Source organism: Blastococcus saxobsidens (assembly GCF_010682065.1).
Classification (GTDB): domain Bacteria; phylum Actinomycetota; class Actinomycetes; order Mycobacteriales; family Geodermatophilaceae; genus Blastococcus; species Blastococcus saxobsidens_B.
The window spans coordinates 14,621-34,386 of record NZ_JAAGWG010000019.1; the positions used below are offsets into that span (position 1 = coordinate 14,621).

The 19,766-nt window shown below is 75.0% G+C and carries 21 protein-coding genes and 1 pseudogene; 9 read left to right on the forward strand and 13 right to left on the reverse strand.

Going from position 1 to position 19,766, the window contains the following annotated elements; all coding sequences use genetic code 11:
- Window positions 1-10: 10 nt before the first annotated feature.
- Window positions 11-1,294: an ROK family transcriptional regulator gene (locus GCU60_RS13280; protein WP_163205982.1), complete on the reverse strand. Its 1,284-nt coding sequence runs from the start codon at window positions 1,292-1,294 to the stop codon at window positions 11-13.
- A 218-nt stretch (window positions 1,295-1,512) separates the two neighbouring features.
- On the opposite strand from GCU60_RS13280, the gene GCU60_RS13285 reads away from it, so the two are divergent.
- Window positions 1,513-2,931, forward strand: a complete 1,419-nt coding sequence (locus GCU60_RS13285; protein WP_163205984.1) for a xylulokinase — start codon at window positions 1,513-1,515, stop codon at window positions 2,929-2,931.
- Between the two features lie 184 nt (window positions 2,932-3,115).
- Here the strand turns inward: GCU60_RS13285 and GCU60_RS13290 are convergent, their stop codons facing one another.
- Complete coding sequence (locus GCU60_RS13290; protein WP_163205986.1) at window positions 3,116-3,763, reverse strand: alpha/beta fold hydrolase; 648 nt, start codon at window positions 3,761-3,763, stop codon at window positions 3,116-3,118.
- Between the two features lie 115 nt (window positions 3,764-3,878).
- Here GCU60_RS13290 and GCU60_RS13295 point away from each other — a divergent pair, with 115 nt between their 5' ends.
- Entirely contained in the window at window positions 3,879-5,306 is a 1,428-nt protein-coding gene (locus tag GCU60_RS13295) for an NAD(P)/FAD-dependent oxidoreductase (protein ID WP_163205988.1), read from the forward strand.
- Between the two features lie 40 nt (window positions 5,307-5,346).
- Here the strand turns inward: GCU60_RS13295 and GCU60_RS13300 are convergent, their stop codons facing one another.
- Window positions 5,347-6,477, reverse strand: coding sequence for a carboxylate-amine ligase (locus GCU60_RS13300; RefSeq protein WP_163205990.1), 1,131 nt, complete (start codon window positions 6,475-6,477; stop codon window positions 5,347-5,349).
- 218 nt (window positions 6,478-6,695) lie between these two features.
- On the opposite strand from GCU60_RS13300, the gene GCU60_RS13305 reads away from it, so the two are divergent.
- Both GCU60_RS13305 and GCU60_RS13310 read left to right on the forward strand, forming a co-directional pair.
- Window positions 6,696-7,598, forward strand: a complete 903-nt coding sequence (locus tag GCU60_RS13305; protein ID WP_163205992.1) for a diguanylate cyclase — start codon at window positions 6,696-6,698, stop codon at window positions 7,596-7,598.
- Between the two features lie 99 nt (window positions 7,599-7,697).
- Entirely contained in the window at window positions 7,698-8,324 is a 627-nt protein-coding gene (locus tag GCU60_RS13310) for a CAP domain-containing protein (protein WP_163205994.1), read from the forward strand.
- A gap of 15 nt (window positions 8,325-8,339) precedes the next feature.
- Here the strand turns inward: GCU60_RS13310 and GCU60_RS20365 are convergent, their stop codons facing one another.
- A complete protein-coding gene (locus tag GCU60_RS20365; RefSeq protein ID WP_345770588.1) occupies window positions 8,340-8,762 on the reverse strand; it encodes a WYL domain-containing protein in 423 nt (140 codons plus the stop codon).
- A pseudogene (locus tag GCU60_RS20370) lies at window positions 8,735-9,271 on the reverse strand (helix-turn-helix transcriptional regulator); the annotation flags it as partial. The pseudogene GCU60_RS20370 and the gene GCU60_RS20365, both read right to left, overlap by 28 nt.
- A 135-nt stretch (window positions 9,272-9,406) precedes the next feature.
- Here GCU60_RS20370 and GCU60_RS13320 point away from each other — a divergent pair.
- Complete coding sequence (locus GCU60_RS13320; protein ID WP_163205996.1) at window positions 9,407-9,943, forward strand: DinB family protein; 537 nt, start codon at window positions 9,407-9,409, stop codon at window positions 9,941-9,943.
- 16 nt (window positions 9,944-9,959) lie between these two features.
- On the opposite strand, the gene GCU60_RS13325 is transcribed toward GCU60_RS13320, so the two are convergent.
- The 3 genes from GCU60_RS13325 to GCU60_RS13335 form a co-directional block, all read right to left on the reverse strand.
- Window positions 9,960-10,907 carry a hypothetical protein gene (locus tag GCU60_RS13325; protein WP_163205998.1) on the reverse strand — a complete coding sequence of 316 codons (948 nt, stop codon included), beginning with the start codon at window positions 10,905-10,907 and terminating at the stop codon, window positions 9,960-9,962.
- Window positions 10,908-10,947: 40 nt separating this feature from the next.
- Window positions 10,948-12,456: a GntP family permease gene (locus GCU60_RS13330; protein ID WP_163206000.1), complete on the reverse strand. Its 1,509-nt coding sequence runs from the start codon at window positions 12,454-12,456 to the stop codon at window positions 10,948-10,950.
- Between the two features lie 129 nt (window positions 12,457-12,585).
- Window positions 12,586-13,056 carry an ArsI/CadI family heavy metal resistance metalloenzyme gene (locus tag GCU60_RS13335; RefSeq protein ID WP_163206002.1) on the reverse strand — a complete coding sequence of 157 codons (471 nt, stop codon included), beginning with the start codon at window positions 13,054-13,056 and terminating at the stop codon, window positions 12,586-12,588.
- Window positions 13,057-13,189: 133 nt separating this feature from the next.
- Here GCU60_RS13335 and GCU60_RS13340 point away from each other — a divergent pair, with 133 nt between their 5' ends.
- From GCU60_RS13340 to GCU60_RS13355, 4 genes are read left to right on the forward strand one after another with little or no spacing between them, the layout of a single operon-like run.
- Complete coding sequence (locus GCU60_RS13340) at window positions 13,190-13,528, forward strand: ArsR/SmtB family transcription factor (protein WP_239521161.1); 339 nt, start codon at window positions 13,190-13,192, stop codon at window positions 13,526-13,528.
- Window positions 13,525-14,649 carry an ACR3 family arsenite efflux transporter gene (arsB, locus tag GCU60_RS13345; protein ID WP_163206006.1) on the forward strand — a complete coding sequence of 375 codons (1,125 nt, stop codon included), beginning with the start codon at window positions 13,525-13,527 and terminating at the stop codon, window positions 14,647-14,649. The genes GCU60_RS13340 and arsB overlap by 4 nt, the downstream gene beginning before the upstream one ends.
- The gene (locus GCU60_RS13350) at window positions 14,646-15,293 is read left to right on the forward strand and encodes an arsenate reductase ArsC (protein WP_163206008.1); all 648 of its coding nucleotides are present in this window, start codon (window positions 14,646-14,648) and stop codon (window positions 15,291-15,293) included. The genes arsB and GCU60_RS13350 overlap by 4 nt, the downstream gene beginning before the upstream one ends.
- Window positions 15,294-15,313: 20 nt before the next feature.
- Window positions 15,314-15,727 carry an arsenate reductase ArsC gene (locus GCU60_RS13355; protein WP_163206010.1) on the forward strand — a complete coding sequence of 138 codons (414 nt, stop codon included), beginning with the start codon at window positions 15,314-15,316 and terminating at the stop codon, window positions 15,725-15,727.
- On the opposite strand, the gene GCU60_RS13360 is transcribed toward GCU60_RS13355, so the two are convergent.
- From GCU60_RS13360 to GCU60_RS13380, 5 genes are all read right to left on the reverse strand, one after another.
- Entirely contained in the window at window positions 15,711-16,259 is a 549-nt protein-coding gene (locus tag GCU60_RS13360; RefSeq protein WP_163206012.1) for a DUF4334 domain-containing protein, read from the reverse strand. The two genes, GCU60_RS13355 and GCU60_RS13360, sit on opposite strands and share 17 nt — an antisense overlap.
- The gene (locus GCU60_RS13365) at window positions 16,256-16,465 is read right to left on the reverse strand and encodes a DUF4177 domain-containing protein (protein WP_040339856.1); all 210 of its coding nucleotides are present in this window, start codon (window positions 16,463-16,465) and stop codon (window positions 16,256-16,258) included. The genes GCU60_RS13360 and GCU60_RS13365 overlap by 4 nt, the downstream gene beginning before the upstream one ends.
- 71 nt (window positions 16,466-16,536) lie before the next feature.
- Complete coding sequence (locus GCU60_RS13370; RefSeq protein ID WP_163206015.1) at window positions 16,537-17,637, reverse strand: PilZ domain-containing protein; 1,101 nt, start codon at window positions 17,635-17,637, stop codon at window positions 16,537-16,539.
- A 21-nt stretch (window positions 17,638-17,658) separates the two neighbouring features.
- A complete protein-coding gene (locus GCU60_RS13375; protein WP_163206017.1) occupies window positions 17,659-18,663 on the reverse strand; it encodes a glycosyltransferase in 1,005 nt (334 codons plus the stop codon).
- Between the two features lie 75 nt (window positions 18,664-18,738).
- Complete coding sequence (locus tag GCU60_RS13380; RefSeq protein ID WP_163206019.1) at window positions 18,739-19,611, reverse strand: lysophospholipid acyltransferase family protein; 873 nt, start codon at window positions 19,609-19,611, stop codon at window positions 18,739-18,741.
- Window positions 19,612-19,766 lie beyond the last annotated feature (155 nt).

A 19,766-nucleotide genomic window follows, 5' to 3' on the forward strand; every position in this document is an offset into this window, starting at 1 on the left:
GAGGGTGCGCTCATCGCAGCGCCGCCGCGGCCGGCTCGTGCAGCGGCGCAGGCGCCAGCGTCGGGTCGTCGAAGACCGACTCCAGCGCGACGTGCGCGCCACCCCGGACGGCGGCGGTGAAGCCCAGGGTGGAGAGCACCACCCGCGCACCGGCCATGCCGGGTCCCAGGACGCGGGACTCCAGCTCCGCCAGCACCGGCTCCATGAGGTACCGGCCGAGCACGGCGAAGTAGCCGCCGAGCAGGACCACCCGGGGGTTGAACACGTTGATCAGCACCGCCGCCCCGGTGCCCAGCGACGTGCCGACCTGCCGCAGCGCCTGCAGCGTCCGGTCGTCGCCGGCCTCGGCGCGACGGGCCACCTCGGCCAGCCGGGTCTCCAGGTCCCGGCCCGGGTCCCGGACGGGGTCGCCGGGGTCGGCGGCGGCGCGCAGCAGCGCGGCCAGGCCGACGACGGTCTCCCAGCACCCGCGCCGCCCGCAGCCGCAGACGACGTCCGGGTCGCCCAGCGAGGTGTGCCCCACCTCGCCGGAGAGCCCGCCGGCCCCGCGGAGCAGCCGGCCGGCCACGATCACGCCACCGCCGACACCGACCTCACCGGTCAGGTAGACCAGGTCGGGGGTCCGGGCCTCGCTGCCCATGGCCCACTCGGCGATGGCCGAGAGGTTCGCGTCGTTCTCCACCCGGATCGGGAACTCGACGTCCAGCCGCGAGCGGAGACCGTCGAGCACGGCGACGTCGCGCCAGCCGATGTTGGGGGCCAGGGTGACCACCCCGTCGACGCTGCGGACGAGACCGGCGACGGCCACGGTGAGACCCGCCGGGCGCGCGCCGAGCCCCGCGGCCGCCTCGACCGCCTCCCGGACGAGCCCGGCGACGGCGTCGAGGGTCTCCTCGGCGCCCAGCGAGGGGATGTCCAGGGCGAGCCGGTGCTCGAACAGGACCTCGCCGCGCAGGTCCAGCACGAGCACGGCGGCGTAGTCGACGTTCAGCTCGACGCCGATCCCGCACACGCAGCGGCCGTCGAGGTGCACGATCAGGCCCGGCCGGCCCACCGACCCGGCGCGGTCCACCTCGCCGGCGCTGACCAGGCGCCGCTCGCCCAGCTCGGCGACGAGGCTGGAGACCGTGGCCTTGTTCAGGCCGGTCTCCTGGGCGATGCGGGCGCGGGAGCGCGGGCCGTGGTCGCGCAGGTGGCGCAGGACGAGACCGAGGTTGTTCCGTCGCACGGTCGCCTGGTCGGCGGGCGCGCGACGTTCGGACGATCCGTCGTAGAGCGGGGGTTCCTCGGACATCACACCTCCTCGACGCGGCGGCCGACGAGATTTGTCGGATCAGCAAACAAATTAAGGGTGCGGGTCCGGTCGGTCAAGACGGCCCCCCTCCCCCCTCGCTCGGCGGAGCGGCGCGCGGCGGCCTAAGGTCCCCTTCCCATGACGCCCGTGTTCTCCCCGCGGCCCCGCCGGGCCCGTTCCGTCGCCCTCCCCGCCCCCCTGGGCCGGGGGCCGGTCCGATGACCCTCGTCGCCGGGGTCGACACCTCGACGCAGGCCTGCAAGGTCGTCGTCCGCGACGCCGCGACCGGGGAGCTGGTGCGCTCGGGCCGGGCGTCGCACCCGGCCGGCACCGAGGTCGCGCCGCGGGCCTGGGAGGAGGCCTTCCGGGCCGCGGCCGGCGAGGCCGGCGGGCTGGACGACGTCGCCGCGCTGGCGGTCGGTGGCCAGCAGCACGGCATGGTCTGCCTGGACGCCGACGGCGAGGTGGTCCGGGACGCGCTGCTCTGGAACGACGTCCGCTCCGCGCCGGCGGCCGCCGAGCTCATCCGCGAGCTGGGCGACGGCGACGAGGCCGCCGGGCGCCGGGCCTGGGCCGACGCCGTGGGTCTGGTCCCGGTCGCCTCCTTCACCGCGACCAAGCTGCGCTGGCTGGCCGACGCCGAGCCCGACAACGCCGACCGCACCGCCGCCGTCTGCCTGCCGCACGACTGGCTGACCTGGCGGCTGTCGGCCGACCGCGACCTCGGCACGCTGGTCACCGACCGCGGCGACGCCAGCGGCACCGCCTACTGGTCGGCCCGCACCGGCGAGTACCGCCTCGACCTGCTCGAGCGGGCGATGCGCGGGCGCCGTCCCGCCGTCCCCCGGGTGGCGGGGCCCGCCGAGCGGGTCGGCACGCTCGCCGGCGGCAGCGCGGTCCTCGGCCCGGGTACCGGCGACAACGCCGCCGCCGCGCTCGGCCTGGCCGCGCGACCGGGCGACGTCGTCGTCTCGATCGGCACCTCCGGCGTGGTCTCCGCGGTGACCCCGACCGCCGTCGCCGACGTCACCGGCACCGTCGCGGGGTTCGCCGACGCCACCGGCAACCACCTGCCGCTGGTCGCCACCATGAACGCCGCGCGGGTGCTCGACGCCGCCGCCGCGCTGCTCGGCGTCGACCACGCGACGCTGTCGGACCTGGCGCTCTCGGCGCCCTCGGGCGCCGACGGGCTGGTGCTGGTGCCCTACCTGGAGGGCGAGCGGACGCCGAACCTGCCGAACGCGACCGGCTCGGTGCACGGGCTGACGCTGCGGTCGTCCACGCCGGCGCACTGGGCGCGGGCCGCGGTCGAGGGGCTGCTGTGCGGCCTCGCCGACGGGATCGAGGCGGTCGTCGCCCAGGGGGTCACCGTGGAGCGGGTGCTGCTCATCGGCGGCGCGGCCCGCTCCCCCGCCGTCCAGCAGCTGGCGCCCGGCATCTTCGGCCGGCCGGTGCTCGTGCCGCCGCCGGGCGAGTACGTCGCGGACGGGGCCGCCCGGCAGGCGGCCTGGGTGCTCTCCGGTGCCGACGCCGCGCCCGAGTGGGCGCAGCCGGGGCTGCAGGAGCTCGACGCCGCCCCCGCGGCGCACGTGCGGGAGCGCTACGCGGAGGTGCGCGGCCGGACCGACGGCCAGTAGCAGGAGGACCCGACCCCCTCACCCCTCGCTCCGCTCGCACCGGGTCCCTGCAGCGGGGGCGTTCCAGCGCGTGAACAGGGGGTTGAGCCGCACCACCGTCTCCCAGGCCGTGCCGTGGCGCGGTCCCACGGGCGGCCGTGCGGGTCGACCCGGGCCGGGTACGCCGGGAGACGGGCCCGTCAGCTCACCGGAGCCGTCCCGGCAGGTCACCGACGATCCGGGCGATCTCCGCCGGGTGGGTCTGCACGATCATGTGCGCCGCGCCGGGCAGCTCCACGAGCTGCCCGCGCGGCGCCGCGGCGGCGACCCGCGCGGCCCAACCGGCCGGGCACAGGGCGTCCCGGGTGCCGCGGACGACGACCACCGGCACGGCGACCGCGGCCAGCCGGACGTCGATCCGGTCCGGCGACGCCTTCCGCCACAGCGCGGACATCGCCCGGGGGCCGGTGTGCAGCCACTGCCGCAGGATCAGCGGCACCTGCCACCAGGGCTCGGCGAACGCGGTCCGCAGCCACCGCCACGCGAGCACGGGGAGCCGGCGCATCCGCGGGTCGGTGGTCGGTCCGCACAGCACGACGGCGGTCACGCGGGGATCGGTCGCCGCCGCGGCCACGACCTGGCAGCTCTGCGAGTGACCGAGCAGCACCAGCGGCCCGTCGGGAAGGGCGGCGAGCAGCAGGCGGGCCAGCTCGTCCAGCGACGGGATCGGCCGCGCCTGCCCCATACCGGGGAGGGTCACGACGGTGACCGGCAAATTCTCGCGCAATCCTGCCGATGAACGTTCGTCGAGGCCCAGACCGGGCACGTGGACGAGGAGGTCTGCGGACGGCACCCGTCGGGTGTACCGGTCGGCGGGCCCGTGCGCGACCGGCAGTCAGCAGAGTGTGTCCCGCATCTCTCGGGGGGCACCCAGGACGGCACCGCCCGAAGTGGGAGAATGATTCATCATGACGACATCACCAGCGCAGACCCCCGCCACCGGCGACCCCCGCAGCGGCCGACCGCGCGTCGTCATCGTCGGCTCCGGGTTCGGCGGCCTCTTCGCCGCCCGGGCGCTGGGCAAGGCGCCGGTGGACATCACGCTCATCGGCAAGACCGCCCAGCACCTGTTCCAGCCGCTGCTCTACCAGGTGGCCACGGGCATCCTGTCCGAGGGTGAGATCGCCCCCGCCACCCGCGAGATCCTGCGCCGGCAGAAGAACGCCCGCGTGGTCCTCGGCGAGGTCACCTCGATCGACGTCGAGAACCGGACGGTCACCTCCGAGATCCTCGGCCGGGCGTCGACGCACCCCTACGACGAGCTGATCGTGGCCGCGGGCGCCGGCCAGTCCTACTTCGGCAACGACCAGTTCGCCGAGTTCGCACCCGGCATGAAGAGCATCGACGACGCCCTGGAGCTGCGTGGTCGCATCTTCGGCGCGTTCGAGCTCGCCGAGATCGCCACCGACCCCGCCGAGATCGACCGGCTGCTGACCTTCGTCGTCGTCGGCGCCGGCCCGACCGGTGTGGAGATGGCCGGCCAGATCGCCGAGCTGGCCCGCCGCACCCTGCGCCGCGACTTCCGCAACATCAACCCGACCGGCGCCCGCGTGATCCTGCTCGACGCGGCACCGGCCGTCCTGCCCTCCTTCGGGGAGAAGCTCGGCGACCGCGCCCGCCGCCAGCTCAACGGCATCGGCGTGGAGGTCCAGCTCGGCGCCATGGTCACCGACGTCGACGCCAACGGCCTCGAGGTCAAGGACACCGACGGCCAGGTCCGTCGCATCCAGGCGGCCACCAAGATCTGGGCCGCGGGCGTGCAGGCCAGCGGCCTGGGCCGGATGCTCGGCGAGCAGACCGGGGCCGAGGTCGACCGCGCCGGGCGCATCTCGGTGCAGCCCGACCTCACGCTGCCCGGCCACCCCGAGATCCACGTGGTCGGCGACATGATGGCGCTGGGCAAGCTGCCCGGCGTCGCGCAGGTCGCCATCCAGGGCGGCCGCTATGCGGCCAAGTCCATCGAGCGGCGGATCGCCGGCAAGCAGCCGCAGGAACCGTTCAAGTACTTCGACAAGGGCTCGATGGCGACGATCTCGCGGTTCTCCGCGGTGGCCGACATCGGGAAGTTCAAGTTCAGCGGCTTCATCGCCTGGGTGCTGTGGCTGGTCGTGCACCTGATGTACATCGTCGGGTTCAAGAGCCGCGTCACCACGGTCCTGCACTGGATGGTCAGCTTCCTCGGCCGCGGCCGGTCGGAGCGGGTCGCCACCCAGCAGCAGGTCTACGGCCGGCTGGCGCTGGAGGAGCTCGGGAACGGCTGGGAGGTCTCCAAGACCGGCGGGCCGAAGAACACCTCCCCGGAGAACGAGGACCCCACCAACCGCGAATCCGCCTGAGAGCGCCGGGCGCTCCCCGCGGAGCGCCCGGCCCTGCGGGTCAGGGGCCGGCGTCGGCCTCCCGCACGATCGCGGCGGCGACCTCGCGCAGGTCCCCCGTCCGCCGCCAGGTCGCCCGCTGCCGCACCGCCGAGGTGCCCCGGGCGAAGAGCTGCCGCACCAGCTCCCGTACCTCGTCCTCCTCCCCGCGGTCGGCGAGGTCGTCGGACAGCTCGGCGAGCAGCCCCTCCACCGCCGTCCTGGCGTCGACGACGTGCCCGGCCAGCGGGTCGAACAGCTGTCCGCCGATGCCGTCGAGCGCGGCCCGCCAGCGGGCCGCCCGCAGCAGCTCCCGGCGGGGCTGCGGAGCCGGCTCCCCGCTCGCGGCCCGGGCCGCGAGCACCCGCACCAGCGAGCGCACCAGAGCCGCGTGCAGGACGACGTCGTCGAGGTCGGTGCAGACGTCGGCCAGCCGGAACTCCAGCGTGGGCAGGTGCGAGGAGGGGCGCACGTCCCAGTACAGGTGCGACGCGTCGCCGACCACGCCCGCCGCGACCAGCCCGTCGACCACCTCGCGGTAACCGGCCTCGGTGCCGAGCGGCTCGGGGATGCCGGTGTGCGGCCACCGGCCCCACCACAGCGTCCGGTAGCTCTCGTAGCCGGTGTCGGCGCCGTCGTGGAACGGGGAGCTCCCGGTCATCGCCAGCAGCAGCGGCAGGTACGGACGGGCCCGGTCCAGCACGGCGACCGCGGTCTCCACGTCCGGGACGCCCACGTGCACGTGGCAGCCGGCGATGTCCTGCCGCACGGCGAGCCCGGCCCAGCGGTCGACCATCGCCGCGTACCGCGGGTCCGGGGTGATCACCTGCTCCCGCCAGCCGGCGAAGGGGTGCGTCGACGCCGCGAGCAGCGCCACCCCGGCATCGGCCGCCGCCGCCCGGGCCTGCGCCCGCGCCGTCGTCAGCTCGGCCCGGAGGTCCCCCAGCGACCGGCAGATGCCGGTCGCGGTCTCCAGCTGGGTGGTGGTGATCTCCGGGTGGACCCGCTCACCGAGCTCGTGCCGCACCGCAGCGGCCGCCAGCCCGGGGCTGGGCACGAGCGCGAAGGTCTCGGGGTCGACGAGGTGGAACTCCTCCTCCACCCCGACGGTGGTCCCCGCCTCGGCCGGAGGACGACGGGCGGTGGACTCCATGCACGCTCCCGTACGGAAGGCGACGCCTCCCGCGCTACCAGCGGCCCCGGTCCGGGGACGGCTGAGGGGCAGCCGCACCGGAACGGTACGAGGCCCGGGCCGCGGACGCACCCCCATCGGGGGGCATCCTCCGGGGGGCGCGTCACACCGCGGCGCTCCGACCAGCAGGATGGTCGCCGACGGGGAGGGATCTGGTGCAGACCGGGCAACGAACGGCCGTGACGCTGCTGGCGACGCTGTACGCCGTCAGCGGGGCACTGTGCCTGGTGGGCGCCGCCCTGCCGATGGTCCGCACGACCCCGGTCGCCCTGCTGTGGACCCTGGGACTCCTCGGCCTGGGCATCGCCGCGGGGCTGTGGCGGACGGCCCGCTCCGTCCGCCCGTGGGTGCTGCACGCCGCCGTGGCCCTCGCCTCGGTGCTGGTCGGGGTGCTGGCGTGGCGCTCGGCCACCGCCGTCGGCATCGTCGGGCTCGGTCCCGCGCTGATCGCGCTGGGGCTGTACGCGGCGCACTTCCTGCCGCCGCCCGCCGCCCGGGTGCACGCCGCCTTCGCCCTGCTCGCGGGCAGCGCCGGCGCCTGGGCCGCCGAGCCGTCCGGGTTCCTGTCCCCCTGGATCACCCTGATCGCCGCCTCCGTCGTCCTGGTCGAGGTGCAGGCCCGGCTGGCGGGACAGCTGCGGACCGCGGCCGGCACCGATCCGCTCACCGGCGTCGCGAACCGCCGGGCGTGGGAGGAGCAGGCCTCCCGCCACCTCGCCCGGGCCGCCCGGAGCGGTGAGCCGTTGAGCTTCGTGCTGCTCGACCTCGACGACTTCAAGGAGGTCAACGACCGGGACGGCCACAGCGCCGGGGACGACCTCCTGCGGACGCTCACCGCCGGCTGGAGCCGACGGCTGCGGCACGCCGACCTGCTCGGCCGCTACGGCGGCGACGAGTTCGTGCTGTGCCTCCCGGCGACCGACGAGGCCGCGGCGACCGAGCTGCTGACCCAGCTCGCCGCGACCCACCCGTTCACCTGGACCGGCGGGGTCGCCGAGGCACGCCCGGGCGACACGCTGGCCACGGTGCTGGCCCGGGCCGACGCGCAGCTCTACCGGCGCAAGCGCAGCGGCCGGACCTGACGTCGCCGGGGTCGCCGCCCTGCTCGGCGGGGGCGACGGGGTCGCAGCTCGGCCGGCGCCGGCCGACTGCCGGCGTCGAACGCCGGGTAGGCAGCACCGGTGACAACTCGGTGCAGGCCCTCCGGCGCGCTGGCCGGTGTACTGCTGGCCGCGGTGCTGTCCACGACCGGGTGCGGAGTGGTCGACGGCTCGCCGGGCGCGGTAGGGACGGCGACGGGGCCGGCCCCGCAGTCCCCGCCCGGGGACGATGCGGGCATCGAGGAGCGCATGGCGCGGGACATCTTCGACCGGGTCAACGACGAACGCCGCGCGCGCGACCTGGAACCCGTGGAGTGGAACGGGGCGCTGGCCGGGGTGGCGCGCAGCTGGAGCGAGCAGATGGCCGGGACCGGCCAGCTGGAGCACCAGGACATGCGGGAGGTGCTCGGGCGCGAGGAGCTCGCCGGCTTCACCGGCCTGGGCGAGAACATCTTCACCGCTTCCGGGCCCGTGCCGGCCGGCGTCGCGCACGTGGGCTGGATGCGGTCGGACGACCACCGGGGGAACGTGCTCGACCCGGGGTGGGACCGGCTCGGGGTGGGCGTGTTCTGCGCGCCGGACGGGTCGGTGTGGGCGGCTCAGGAGTTCGGGCGAACGGTCGACGCCGACCGCCCCCCGGTGGCCGGGAAGACCCCACCGGTGGAGCCGATCGCCCGGCCCGCGGAGGACGGCGCCACCTGCTCCTGAGGTGGTGGCGCGGCCTCAGGCCCCCGGGCCCGCCGCCGCCCGGCCGAACCGCTGCGCCCACTCCCCCAGCAGGTCGCGCAGCTCCGGCGGGGAGACGACCGTGCACTCCGCACCGGTCATGCCGAGCGCGAAGGCCGGCCAGGCCAGGTCGTCGGTCTGCATGCGCACCCGGCAGCCGCCGCCGTCGACCGGCTCCACCGCCGACCACTGGCCGATGCGTCGCCGCACCTCCTCGGCCGGTGCGTGCACCAGGACCTCGACCTCGGTCGCCGCGCCTCGCGCGCCGAGGGCCGCGCGCACGAAAGCCGCGGCGTCCTCGGCCGGGAGGGCACGCGGGGCGAAGCGCGCACCGGTCGCCCGGGGCGAGGCGAGGCGAGCCGGTCCAGCCGGAAGGTGCGCCACTCCCCCCGGTCCAGGTCGTGCGCCACCAGGTACCACCGCCGGCCGAGGGCGACGAGCCGGTGCGGCTCCACGAACCGCTCGCTGCCGGCACCCCCGGCCGCCGTGTAGGAGAACGTGAGCCGCTCGGTGTCCCGGCAGGCCTGGGCGAGGACCGTGAGGTCCCGGGGATCCACCGTCCCGCCCGGCGCCGCCCACGCGGCGGTGTCGGTGACGGCGCGCAGCGCGTCGGCCCGCCGCCGCAACCGGGGCGGCAGCACCTGGACGACCTTGGTGAGGGCCCGCACCGAGGCCTCCGCCATGCCGGCGACCGCCGTCTGCGCGGCCGCCTGGAGCCCCACGGTCAGGGCCACCGCCTCGTCGTCGTCGAGGACCAGGGGCGGCAGGGCGGCGCCGGGCGTCAGCCGGTAGCCGCCCTCGACGCCGGGCCGGGCGTCCACCGGGTAGCCGAGCTCGCGGAGCCGCCCGACGTCGCGGCGCAGGGTGCGCAGCGAGACGCCGAGCCGGTCGGCGAGCTCGTCGCCGGCCCACTGGCGGCGGCCCTGCATCAGCGAGAGCAGACGCAGCGTGCGGTTCCCGGTGTCGGCCACGGGACCAGAGTCTGCCGCAATGGTGACAGGAACTGGCACCGATGATCCCTAGCGTCGGGAGCGACGGATCCACTCCAGACGGAAGGCCTTCCGATGACCAGCCAGACCGCACCCGACCGGACCGACCTGACCGGCGAACGGGCCGACCTGCTCGAGACGCTCGCGACCCACCGCTCCTTCCTGCGGTTCACCGTGCAGGGCCTCACCGACGAGCAGGCACGGCAGCGGCCGACCGCGAGCGAGCTGACCCTCGGCGGGCTGGTCAAGCACGTCGCCGGCACCGAGGAGTCGTGGGTGGACTTCATCCTCGCGGGCACCTCCGCCATGGCGGCGGCCGACGACGAGGCCCAGGTCGAGGCGTGGGGCGAGGAGTTCCGGATGCGCCCCGAGGAGACCCTCGCCGGCGTCCTGGCCCGCTACGAGGAGGTCGCGCGGCGGACCGACGACGTGGTGCGCACGCTGCCCGACCTCGACCTGGCCCACCCGCTGCCCGAGGCACCGTGGTTCGCGCCGGGCGCGGTCCGCTCCGCCCGCCGGGTGCTCCTGCACATCGTGGCCGAGACCGCCCAGCACGCCGGGCACGCCGACATACTGCGGGAGTCCCTGGACGGTCAGAAGACGATGGGCTGAGGACGCCCGACCGCGCTCACGCGCCGTCGTCGGCCAGCCCGGCGACGCGGGCGACGGCGGCATCGAGGGCCGCGGCGGCGTCGGCGGCCTCCCGCTCGGCCGCCGCACGGCGCCGCTCCTCGCGCCTGAGCGCCGCGGCCGCGTCCCCGGCGTCCCGCTCGGCGTCGGCGAGGGAGTCGGCGAGCTCCTCGACCCGAGCCTGCAGCTCCGCCCGGCGGGCGGTCAGCTCGTCGGTCGCCCGCTGGTGCTCCTCGAGCGCGGCCCGCGCCTCCTCGGCCGCCGTCCGCGCCTCGTCCTCCGCCTCCCGGGCCGCGGCGAGCTCCCGCAAGCGCTTCTCCTCGGCGGCCCGGCGGCGCTCCTCCTGCTCGCGGCGACGCCGGTCGGCCGCCGACTCCTCCGGTCCGGTCCGGCCCGCGCGCGTCGCCGGCGCCCGCGGCGGGGCCGCGGCCGGCTCGGTGGGCGGGACCAGTCGGAGCTTCGGACGGCCGGTCACCTCACCGAGGCCGCTGTAGGACATCGGGGCGGTGAGCCGGCCGGTGAGCAGCGCCTCGCCGGCCTCCGGGTCGGACATGGCGGCCCGCAGCGTCTCCTCGACCTGGGTGGCGACGGCGGTGCTGACGGCGTGCCCGCGCTCGTGCGCCAGCGCCCGCGCCTGCCGGGTCAGTGCGCCCAGCAGCTGCCGCCGCTGCACGTCCAGCGCCTTGAGCTGGTCCCCGGCGAGGTTCTGCTGGGCGTCGCGGAGCAGGTTGCCGAGGTCGACCAGGCCCTCGATCTCCTCCCGGTGCTGGCGGACCAGCAGGTTGCACACCCACGCCGGCGTGGACGGCTTGGGCAGTGCACCGACCGCCTTGGCCAGGGCCTTGTCGCCGGCGGCCTTCGCCTCGGCCTGCCGCTCGCCGCGCCGCGCGACGAACTCCTCGGGCGCGACCGCGTAGAGCTCGTCGGCGATGTCGTCCAGCTGCACGCCGCCGACCCTGCCAGAAGCGGGTCGGCGGCGTGGGCGGTCAGACCACCAGGCTGAGCAGCGCGGCGATGGCGAACCCCACCACCCCGATCAGCGTCTCCATCACCGTCCAGGTGCGCAGGGTGGTGGCGACGTCCATCTTCAGGAACCGGCCGACCAGCCAGAACCCCGAGTCGTTGACGTGCGAGAGCACCGTGGCGCCGCAGGCGATGGCGATGACGACGAGCGCGACGTCGAGCTCCGACAGGTCGGCGGTGGCGACGGCGGGCGCGATGAGCGCGGCCGTGGTGAGGAGGGCGACGGTGGCCGAGCCCTGCGCGACCCGCAGGCAGGTGGCGACGACGAACGCGGCCACGATCACCGGCAGCCCCAGCCCGTCCAGGCTCTCGGCGAGCGCGGCGCCGATCCCGCTGGCCCGCAGGACGCCACCGAACATGCCACCGGCACCGGTGATCAGGATGATGGCGCAGACCGGCGCCAGCGAGGAGTTGAGCAGCTCCTCGACCTCGCCCCGCGAGAACCGCTCACGGCTCAGGACGACGGCGGCGACCAGGACGGTGATGAGCAGGGCCACCGGCGTCTGGCCGATGAGCCGCAGCGCGACGACCCACGTGGCGTCCCCGTCCACGACGCCCGTGGTGGCCAGCGTGTTCAGCCCGGTGTTGAACAGGATCAGCACCAGGGGCAGCAGCAGCAGCGACAGCACGGTGCCGAACCGCGGTTCGGTGCGCGCGGGCCGCCGGGTCGCGACGTCCGTGCCGCCACCGGCCGGGGCGGCTCCACCCGTGCCGGGGGCCCGGCCCTCGTCCCGGCCCTGGTCCCGGCCCTGGTCACTGCCGTCGTCCACCGTGCCGCCGGGCAGCCGCTCGGCCGGCCCGCTGCCGGCGCTGAACGCGTCGGGGACCGGCAGCGGGAAGCGGTGGCCGGCCCACTTGCTGAACAGGTAGGAGGCGATGAACCAGGTGGGCAGTCCGACCACCAGGCCGACGACGACCAGCAGGCCGATGTTCGCGCCGAGGATGTCCCCCGCGCCGACGGGGCCCGGGTGCGGGGGGACGAACGCGTGCATGACGGCGAAGGCGCCGGCCGAGGGCAGCGCGTAGAGCAGCAGCGAGCCGCCGAACTGCCGGGCGACGCTGAAGATGATCGGGAGGAAGACGACGAAACCGGCGTCGAAGAAGATCGGGAAGCCGAAGAGCAGCGAGGCGACGCCGAGCGCCAGCGGGGCGCGCTTCTCCCCGAAGCGGCTGATCAGGGTGTCGGCGAGCACCGTGGCGCCGCCGGTGACCTCGAGCAGCTTGCCGATCATGGCGCCCAGGCCCACCAGCAGCGCCACGCTGGCGAGCGTGGACCCGAACCCCGCGAGCATCGTGTCGATGACCTCGCCCGTGGGGATGCCGGTGGCCAGCGCGGTGATGAGGCTGACCAGGACCAGCGCCACGAAGGCGTGGACCTTGAATTTCATGACCAGGACGAGCAGCACGGCGACGGCGGCGACCGCGATCAGCAGCAGCGGACCGGTTCCCAGCGCCGGGACGACTTCTTCCATGACGGGCCTCTCGGGTCGACGGTGACCCCACCGCGCACCACGGTGAGCGGGGCCACCCTCTCAGAGGAGGCACGCCACCGGACCCCTCCCCGGTCACGATCGGGCCGCGATCCGGGCAGGGGTGCGCCGTCAGCAGCAGGCGGTCGCGAGCCGGTCGGCGCCGGTGCCCTCGGGCGCGCAGCACGAGCCGTCCCCGGCAACCTCCGCCGACGTCGCGCCCTCCAGGTCGGGGCGGGCGTCGGCCGTGACCGTGTAGACCTCCCACGGCTCCCCGCCCGGGCCGGTCACCCACACCTTGTCCTGGACGGCGTAGCAGCAGGTGGTGCCGTCCTCGACGCGGGTGGCCAGGCCGGCGTCGGCGAGCCGGTTCGTCGCCGCGGTGACCTCGTCGGTGGACGCCACCTCCACGCCGAGGTGGTCCATGCGGGTGGGCTCGCCGGCCTCGCCCTCGAGCAGCACCAGCTTCAGCGGCGGCTCGGCGACGGCGAAGTTGGCGTACCCGGGCCGCCGCTTGGCCGGCGCGGTGTCGAACAGGCGCGAGTAGAACGCGACGGCCGCCTCGAGGTCGGCGACGCGGAGGGCCAGCTGGATCCGGGACACGATTACCTCCTGGAAGGGAAGACATCGACGGACGTCGATGCATGAACCGAGAATGAACACCGGACATCGATACTTGTCAATACGATGCCGATCGTTATGATCGACGCCGATGTCTGAAACCCAGGAGTTGACGATGAGCGAACCCGGTCTGGCGTGCTGCACGCCGCTGTCCGGCACCGCGATGTCCGCCGAGCAGGCCGAGCAGGTCGCCGCGCTGCTCAAGGCGCTCGCCGACCCGGTGCGGCTGCGGCTGGTCAGCCTCATCGCCTCCAGCGCCACCGGCGAGGCCTGCGTCTGCGACCTCAACGACGCCTTCGACCTCACCCAGGCCACGATCAGCCACCACCTCAAGGTGCTGCACTCGGCCGGTGTGCTCGACCGCGACAAGCGCGGGGTGTGGGTCTACTACGCGGTCCGGCCCGAGGCGCTGACCGCCGTCGCCACCCTGTTCAGCACGGCCGTGCGCGCATGAGCGACGCCGTCCGCGAGACCGCACGCACCGACGTCCCCGCCGACGCCCCGGTCCTGCAGAAGCTGGCCACCCTGGACCGCTTCCTGCCGGTCTGGATCGTCGCCGCGATGGCGTTGGGCCTGGCGCTGGGCCGCTGGGTCCCGGGCCTGGACGACGCGCTCTCGGCGGTGGAGGTGGGCAACGTCAGCCTGCCGATCGCCGTCGGTCTGCTGCTGATGATGTACCCGGTGCTGGCCAAGGTCCGGTACTCCGAGCTCGACCGGGTCACCGGCGACCGGAAGCTGCTGGGCGCCAGCCTGGTGCTCAACTGGGTGCTCGGCCCGGCGCTGATGTTCGCCCTGGCCTGGCTGCTGCTGCCCGACCTGCCCGAGTACCGGACCGGCCTGATCATCGTGGGCCTGGCCCGCTGCATCGCGATGGTGCTGATCTGGAACGACCTGTCCTGCGGTGACCGGGAGGCCGGCGCCGTCCTGGTCGCCATCAACTCGGTGTTCCAGATCGTGGCCTTCGCCGCGCTCGGCTGGTTCTACCTGCAGGTGCTGCCCGGCTGGCTCGGCCTGTCCACGACGTCGGCGGAGTTCAGCTTCTGGGCGATCGTGGTGTCGGTCCTGGTCTTCCTCGGCATCCCGCTGGTCGCCGGGTTCCTCACCCGCACGATCGGCGAGCGGCGCAAGGGCCGTGACTGGTACGAGGGCCGCTTCCTGCCGAAGATCGGTCCCGTCGCCCTCTACGGGCTGCTGTTCACGATCGTCATGCTCTTCGCCCTCCAGGGCGACGCGATCACCTCCCAGCCCTGGGACGTCGCCCGCATCGCGCTGCCGCTGCTGGCCTACTTCGCGCTGATGTTCGGCGGCTCGTTCCTGCTCGGCATGCGGCTTCGCCTGGGCTATGCGAAGACGGCGACCTTGGCCTTCACCGCGGCCGGCAACAACTTCGAGCTGGCCATCGCCGTCGCCATCGGCACCTTCGGCGTCACCAGCGGGCAGGCGCTGGCCGGCGTCGTCGGCCCGCTCATCGAGGTGCCGGTGCTCGTCGCCCTGGTCTACGTGTCCCTCTGGGCCGCCCGCCGCTGGTTCCCGGGCGACCCCACCGTCCCGGCACCGGCGAGGAGCGCCCGATGACCGACAAGTCCCTCCCCGGCCTGCTCGCACCGGAGGCCTCGCTGCACCGACTCGCCGACGATCTGGCCGCCCGCTTCGCCGGCGTCTTCGCCCGCGAGACGATCGACCGGTACGTCTTCGAGTCCTACACGGCCCTGGCCCGCACGGCGAAGGTCACCACCCACCTGCCGGTCCTCGCCGGGCGGTTCGCGACCGAGCGGCTCACCGCGCTGGCCCAGTCGAAGGGCGCGCTGACCAGCGACGCCTGCGAGGTCCTGTTCGTCTGCGTGCAGAACGCCGGCCGCTCGCAGATGGCCGCCGGCCTGCTGCAGCTGCACGGCGGCGACCGCGTGCACGTGCGCTCGGCCGGTTCCCAGCCCGCGCCCGGTGTCGACGACGCCGTGGTGGCCGCCATGGCCGAGGTCGGCGTCGACCTCACGGCCGAGTTCCCCAAGCCGCTCACCGACGACGTCGTCCGCGCTGCCGACGTCGTCGTGACCATGGGCTGCGGCGACGCCTGCCCGGTCTACCCCGGCAAGCGCTACCTGGACTGGCAGGTGCGCGACCCCGCCGGCCTCACCCTCGGCGAGGTCCGCGCGATCCGCCACGACATCGACGTCCGGGTCCGGGCGCTGCTCGCCGAGCTGCAGCCCAGCCCCGCCTGAACCCCTCCGAGAGGAACTCCGTGCCCGACAAGCCCAGCGTCCTGTTCGTCTGCGTGCACAACGCCGGCCGCTCCCAGATGGCGGCCGGCTGGCTGCGCCACCTGGCCGGCGACGGCGTCGAGGTCCGCTCGGCGGGCTCCGTCCCCGGCGACCAGATCAACCCGTCCGCGGTGCAGGCGATGGCCGAGGTCGGGATCGACATCTCCGACCAGCGGCCCAAGGTGCTCACCACCGACGCGGTCGAGGCCTCCGACGTCGTCATCACCATGGGCTGCGGTGACGCCTGCCCGATCTTCCCGGGCAAGCGCTACCTGGACTGGGCGCTGGAGGACCCGGCCGGCAAGGGCGTGGAGTCCGTCCGGCCGATCCGCGACGAGATCGAGGGGCGGATCCGCGGCCTGCTCGCCGAGCTCGGGGTCAGCTCCCCCGCCTGAGCAGGAAGAAGAACGGGTCGGGCAGGCCGCGCAGGTCCATCAGGCCCAGCCGGACGTCGTCGGACACCCGGCGGAAGACGTCGATGATCGGCAGCGCGTCGTAGACCATCGCCGCGGTCCGCACGCCCCGGTGCTCGACCGCGCGCAGCCGGGCCCGCGGCTTGGTCGTCGTCACCAGCGGGCGGACGGCGCGGAACGCCAGCCGTGCCGCCCGGGAGTGCGCGAGCCCGGGCCGGTCGCGCAGCACGCCGATCGGGACCAGGGCCGGGTCCACCGGGCGCGGCCCGGCGGCCGTCGCGAACAGCAGCGGGTGCACGGTCTCGGCGTCGAGGAACTCCTTGCCGTACCAGCCGTATGCCTCCAGCAGCCCGTCCAGCGGCGAGCCGGTGGGCAGCCCGCTCCCCCGCCACCGGCCGAGCATCGCCGCCGGCTCGACCGCCTCGAGGGAGTCGAACCAGGCCAGCGCCTCGGCCGGCGTCGTGCCGAGGGCGTACCCGGCGAGCCGGTCGGCGTCGGTGGAGCCCGCGGTCATGCCACGGGGCGCTCGAAGGTGACCAGCACGCCCTCGACCCCGCCGGGGCCGATGCGTCCCTTGACCTCCACGGAGGTGATGGCCTTGAGCTGCCACCCCTCGCGGGCATGCTGGTTGAGCACCTTCTCCAGCTTCCCGCCGGACATCTTGCCGCCGATCATCCCCTCGCGGATCTCCTCGACCTTGTACTCGTAGCGCGCTGCCATGACCGCTCCTGTCCTCGTCGTGGAGCACCCACCCTGCCGGTTCCGGCGGCCCGTGGCGAGAGGGGCGGACGTCAGCCCCGGACGGCGGCCAGCGCCCGCTCGAGCTCCGGTGTCAGCAGCGGGATCGGCTGGGTGTCGTCGGTCGCGACCGGACGGCGGGGTGCGGCGACGAAGGGGCTGTGCACGGCGGCCGCGACGGCGTCCGGGTGCACCTGCGCGGCCCGGACGCGCTGCCCGGGAACCGGAGCGCCCGGCACGGCGACCGGCGTCGGCACGACCGCCGCCCAGCGAGCGGCACCGGCGCCGAAGGCCGTCGCCGACAGCGCGGCCAGCTCGACCCACTGCCGGCCGGTGAACTGCAGCCGGTGGACGTCGTCCTGCCGCGAGCGGACCGTCGCCCGGAAGATCACGTGCGCCGCACGGTCGGGCACCCGGATGGCCAGCTCCACGTCGGATCCGACGGCGGCACCCACCCCCCGGACCCGCACCTGGGCACCGCCGAGGGAGACGTCGACCAGCCGCGCCGGCGCCCCGTCGACGACCGCCTGCATCGTGGCGGGGAACCGGTGGGCGTCCCGGCGCTCGGCGGAGAAGCGGGGGTCCCGGATGCGGCGGATCCCGGCCAGCACGAACCCCAGCGTGACGGCCACCCAGAGGACCGGGACCAGGGTGGTGCCGCCCAGCCCGTGCCGGGTCGGCGTCCAGCCGGCGACGCAGGCCGCCGTCCAGAGCAGGCTGCCGACGAGGACGGCGGCCAGCGCGACGAGCACGGCCGGCACCCGGGCGCGGGTGCGCTCCTCACCGGTGCGGCCCTTCGCGGTGACGGCGAACCGACCGGTGCCCCGGAGGACGAGGGTGAGGGTGGCGGCCAGGTTGGAGAGCAGCCGCACCACCTCGAACAGCAGCGAGAACCGCGCGGGGGCGAACCCCCGGGACAGCAGCGTGAGGGCGACCTGCTGCAGCAGGAACGGGATGCCGGCCATGAGCGCGAACTCGGCCGGCGGCGCCTCGACCGGGAAGAGCCCGGTGACCAGGACGGCCACTGGCACGAGCGCCAGGCCGAGGGTCCGCCACGAGTCGAACCAGGCCGACAGCGAGTAGAGGTAGCCCAGCCGCTGGCGCACGGTCAGCCCGGAGGCGGTGAGCGGGTTGTCCTGCCGCAGGACCTGCATGGCCCCGCGGCCCCAGCGACGTCACTGGGCGTAGAAGGCGTCCGGGCTGCCCGCGGCCAGGCCCCGGGCGAGCACCTCGTTGTGGTACGCGCTCCGCCAGCCGGCGCGGTGCAGCTTCATGGTCGTGTGGAAGTCCTCGGTGAGCGACTGCGTGGCCACGCCGCCGATCTCCCGCAGCGCGTCGGCACGCAGGACCGCGTTCGTCCCGCACCAGAAGGCCGCTCCGGCGTGGTGCTTGCCCGGCTGGATCACCCGGTAGAAGAGCGACTCCTCGTGCAGGTCGGCGTCGGCGCGCAGGTGCTCGAAGGACGTCGTGTTGTAGAAGTGCTGCGGGGTCTGCACCAGGGCCAGCCGGTCGTCGGCGAAGTAGGGCACCGTGCGGGCGAGGAACTCCGGGTCCGGCACGTGGTCGGCGTCGAACACCGCCACCAGCTCGGTGCGCACCAGGCCCAGCGCGTGGTTGAGGTTGCCCGCCTTGGCGTGGTCGTGCTCCGGCCGGCTGACGTAGCGGGCGCCCAGGGCGGTGACCATCTCCTCCACCTCGAGGCGGTCGCCGTCGTCGAGCACCCAGGTCTCGTGGTCCCCGGTCATCGCCAGGCAGGCGGCGACGGTGGGCAGCAGCACGTCGAGGTGCTCGTCGTAGGTGGCGATGAGCACGGTGACCGACGGCGCCGGGCCGGGCCGCGGTGCCGGGACCCGGGCGGGTGCCACGTCCCACGTCGTCATCACGAACAGCACGAGCGCGATGCCGCCGTAGAGCTCCAGGGCCAGGAACGGCACCCCGAGCCACAGCGCCGGGCCCTCCGGGAGCGTGGTCAGCACACGCCACCCGAGGTAGCCGGCGGTGGCCACGATCGCGGCGACCGCCACGGTCCGGACGACGAGCAGCCGCAGCGCGCTCTCCGGCGCCGGGACGGCGTCCCGTGCCCCGGTCGGGCGCCCGAGGCCGGCGGTGGCGTACCCACCGGCGGCCCGGCCGGGCCCGGGCAGGGCGCTGCCCCGGGCGGCGGCCGCGGGAGTGCTCACCCCGCAGGCATCGACACACCGGCTCCCCCGGTGCATCCCCCGTCGGGGTGAGTCCCGCGGCGGCGCGCGGGCGGGTCAGCCCAGGACGGGCAGCGTCCGCTTCGCGGCCAGCCGGTCCATGCCGGCCTGGATGGCGACCTCGACCTCGTCGTAGATCTTCTGCACGTAGGCCGCGTCGTCCGCGCGCTCGGGGTCGGTGTCGACCTCGATCGGCTCCAGCAGCTCGGTGCGGATCTTCGCCGGCAGCGGCACGTGCGCGGGCAGGATCTCCACCGCGATCGGGAACGGGAAGCCGGCGATGATCGGCAGGTTGGACCCGCGCAGCGTCTTCTTCAGGCCGAGCAGCTTGTCCAGCCCGTTGGCCAGCCACTTGCCCTCCGACAGCACGAAGACGGTGTCGTGCCCGCCGACCGTGGCCACCGGCAGGATCGGGACGCCGGAGCGGATCGCCTGCTTCACGAACCCCTTGCGACCGGCGAGCGTGGCGACGTCGCGCTTGAACCAGCTGCGCATCGCGTCGATCTCGCCACCGGGCCAGATCGCCACGTCCTCCCCCTGCGCCAGCGCCGCCGAGACGCTCTTCCGGTTGGCGGCGATCACCCCGACGGCGCGGAAGTAGTCACCGAGGCCGGGCGAGGCCATGAGGACGTCGTGCGCGGTGCCGTGCAGGAACCGCCTGCCCTCGAAGTGCTTCTGCCAGGCGTTGACCAGCGTCCACGCGTCCATGGTCAGCGCGCCGCCGGAGTGCACACCGACGACGAGGCAGGGCTCGTCGGGCACCCGGTCCCAGCCGGAGATCTCCAGCCGGAAGTAGTACTTCTCGAGCAGGTCGACCAGCGGCTGCTGGAGCTTCATCACCGTCTCGTTCGGCGGCTGGGGCTCCATCGCGGCGCCCACGCGCCACTGGATCACCCGCTGCAGGAGGTTCGGCTGGTCGGAGTCGCTCATGGTGGCTCCCTCTGCTCTGAAGGACGGGACGCCCCGTCGAGGGACGTCGTCCAGCACCAACGGGTCGCGCGCCCGGCGGTTGCGCCGGGGCCGGACTTTCCCCGTCCCCCGGGCCGGGCGACGACGCCGCCGGACGGCGCTGCGGCGGTGATCGT

Excerpts from the sequence above, each read along its gene's own strand:
- GCU60_RS13300 (WP_163205990.1), bottom strand. The coding sequence starts at position 6,477 with ATGGAGTCCACCGCCCGTCGTCCTCCGGCCGAGGCGGGGACCACCGTC.
- GCU60_RS13285 (WP_163205984.1), top strand. The coding sequence starts at position 1,513 with ATGACCCTCGTCGCCGGGGTCGACACCTCGACGCAGGCCTGCAAGGTC.
- arsB (WP_163206006.1), top strand. The coding sequence starts at position 13,525 with ATGAGCGACGCCGTCCGCGAGACCGCACGCACCGACGTCCCCGCCGAC.
- GCU60_RS13340 (WP_239521161.1), top strand. The coding sequence starts at position 13,190 with ATGAGCGAACCCGGTCTGGCGTGCTGCACGCCGCTGTCCGGCACCGCG.
- GCU60_RS13350 (WP_163206008.1), top strand. The coding sequence starts at position 14,646 with ATGACCGACAAGTCCCTCCCCGGCCTGCTCGCACCGGAGGCCTCGCTG.
- GCU60_RS13380 (WP_163206019.1), bottom strand. The coding sequence starts at position 19,611 with ATGAGCGACTCCGACCAGCCGAACCTCCTGCAGCGGGTGATCCAGTGG.
- GCU60_RS13280 (WP_163205982.1), bottom strand. The coding sequence starts at position 1,294 with ATGTCCGAGGAACCCCCGCTCTACGACGGATCGTCCGAACGTCGCGCG.
- GCU60_RS13365 (WP_040339856.1), bottom strand. The coding sequence starts at position 16,465 with ATGGCAGCGCGCTACGAGTACAAGGTCGAGGAGATCCGCGAGGGGATG.
- GCU60_RS13370 (WP_163206015.1), bottom strand. The coding sequence starts at position 17,637 with ATGCAGGTCCTGCGGCAGGACAACCCGCTCACCGCCTCCGGGCTGACC.
- GCU60_RS13320 (WP_163205996.1), top strand. The coding sequence starts at position 9,407 with ATGACCAGCCAGACCGCACCCGACCGGACCGACCTGACCGGCGAACGG.
- GCU60_RS13330 (WP_163206000.1), bottom strand. The coding sequence starts at position 12,456 with ATGGAAGAAGTCGTCCCGGCGCTGGGAACCGGTCCGCTGCTGCTGATC.
- GCU60_RS13295 (WP_163205988.1), top strand. The coding sequence starts at position 3,879 with ATGACGACATCACCAGCGCAGACCCCCGCCACCGGCGACCCCCGCAGC.
- GCU60_RS13360 (WP_163206012.1), bottom strand. The coding sequence starts at position 16,259 with ATGACCGCGGGCTCCACCGACGCCGACCGGCTCGCCGGGTACGCCCTC.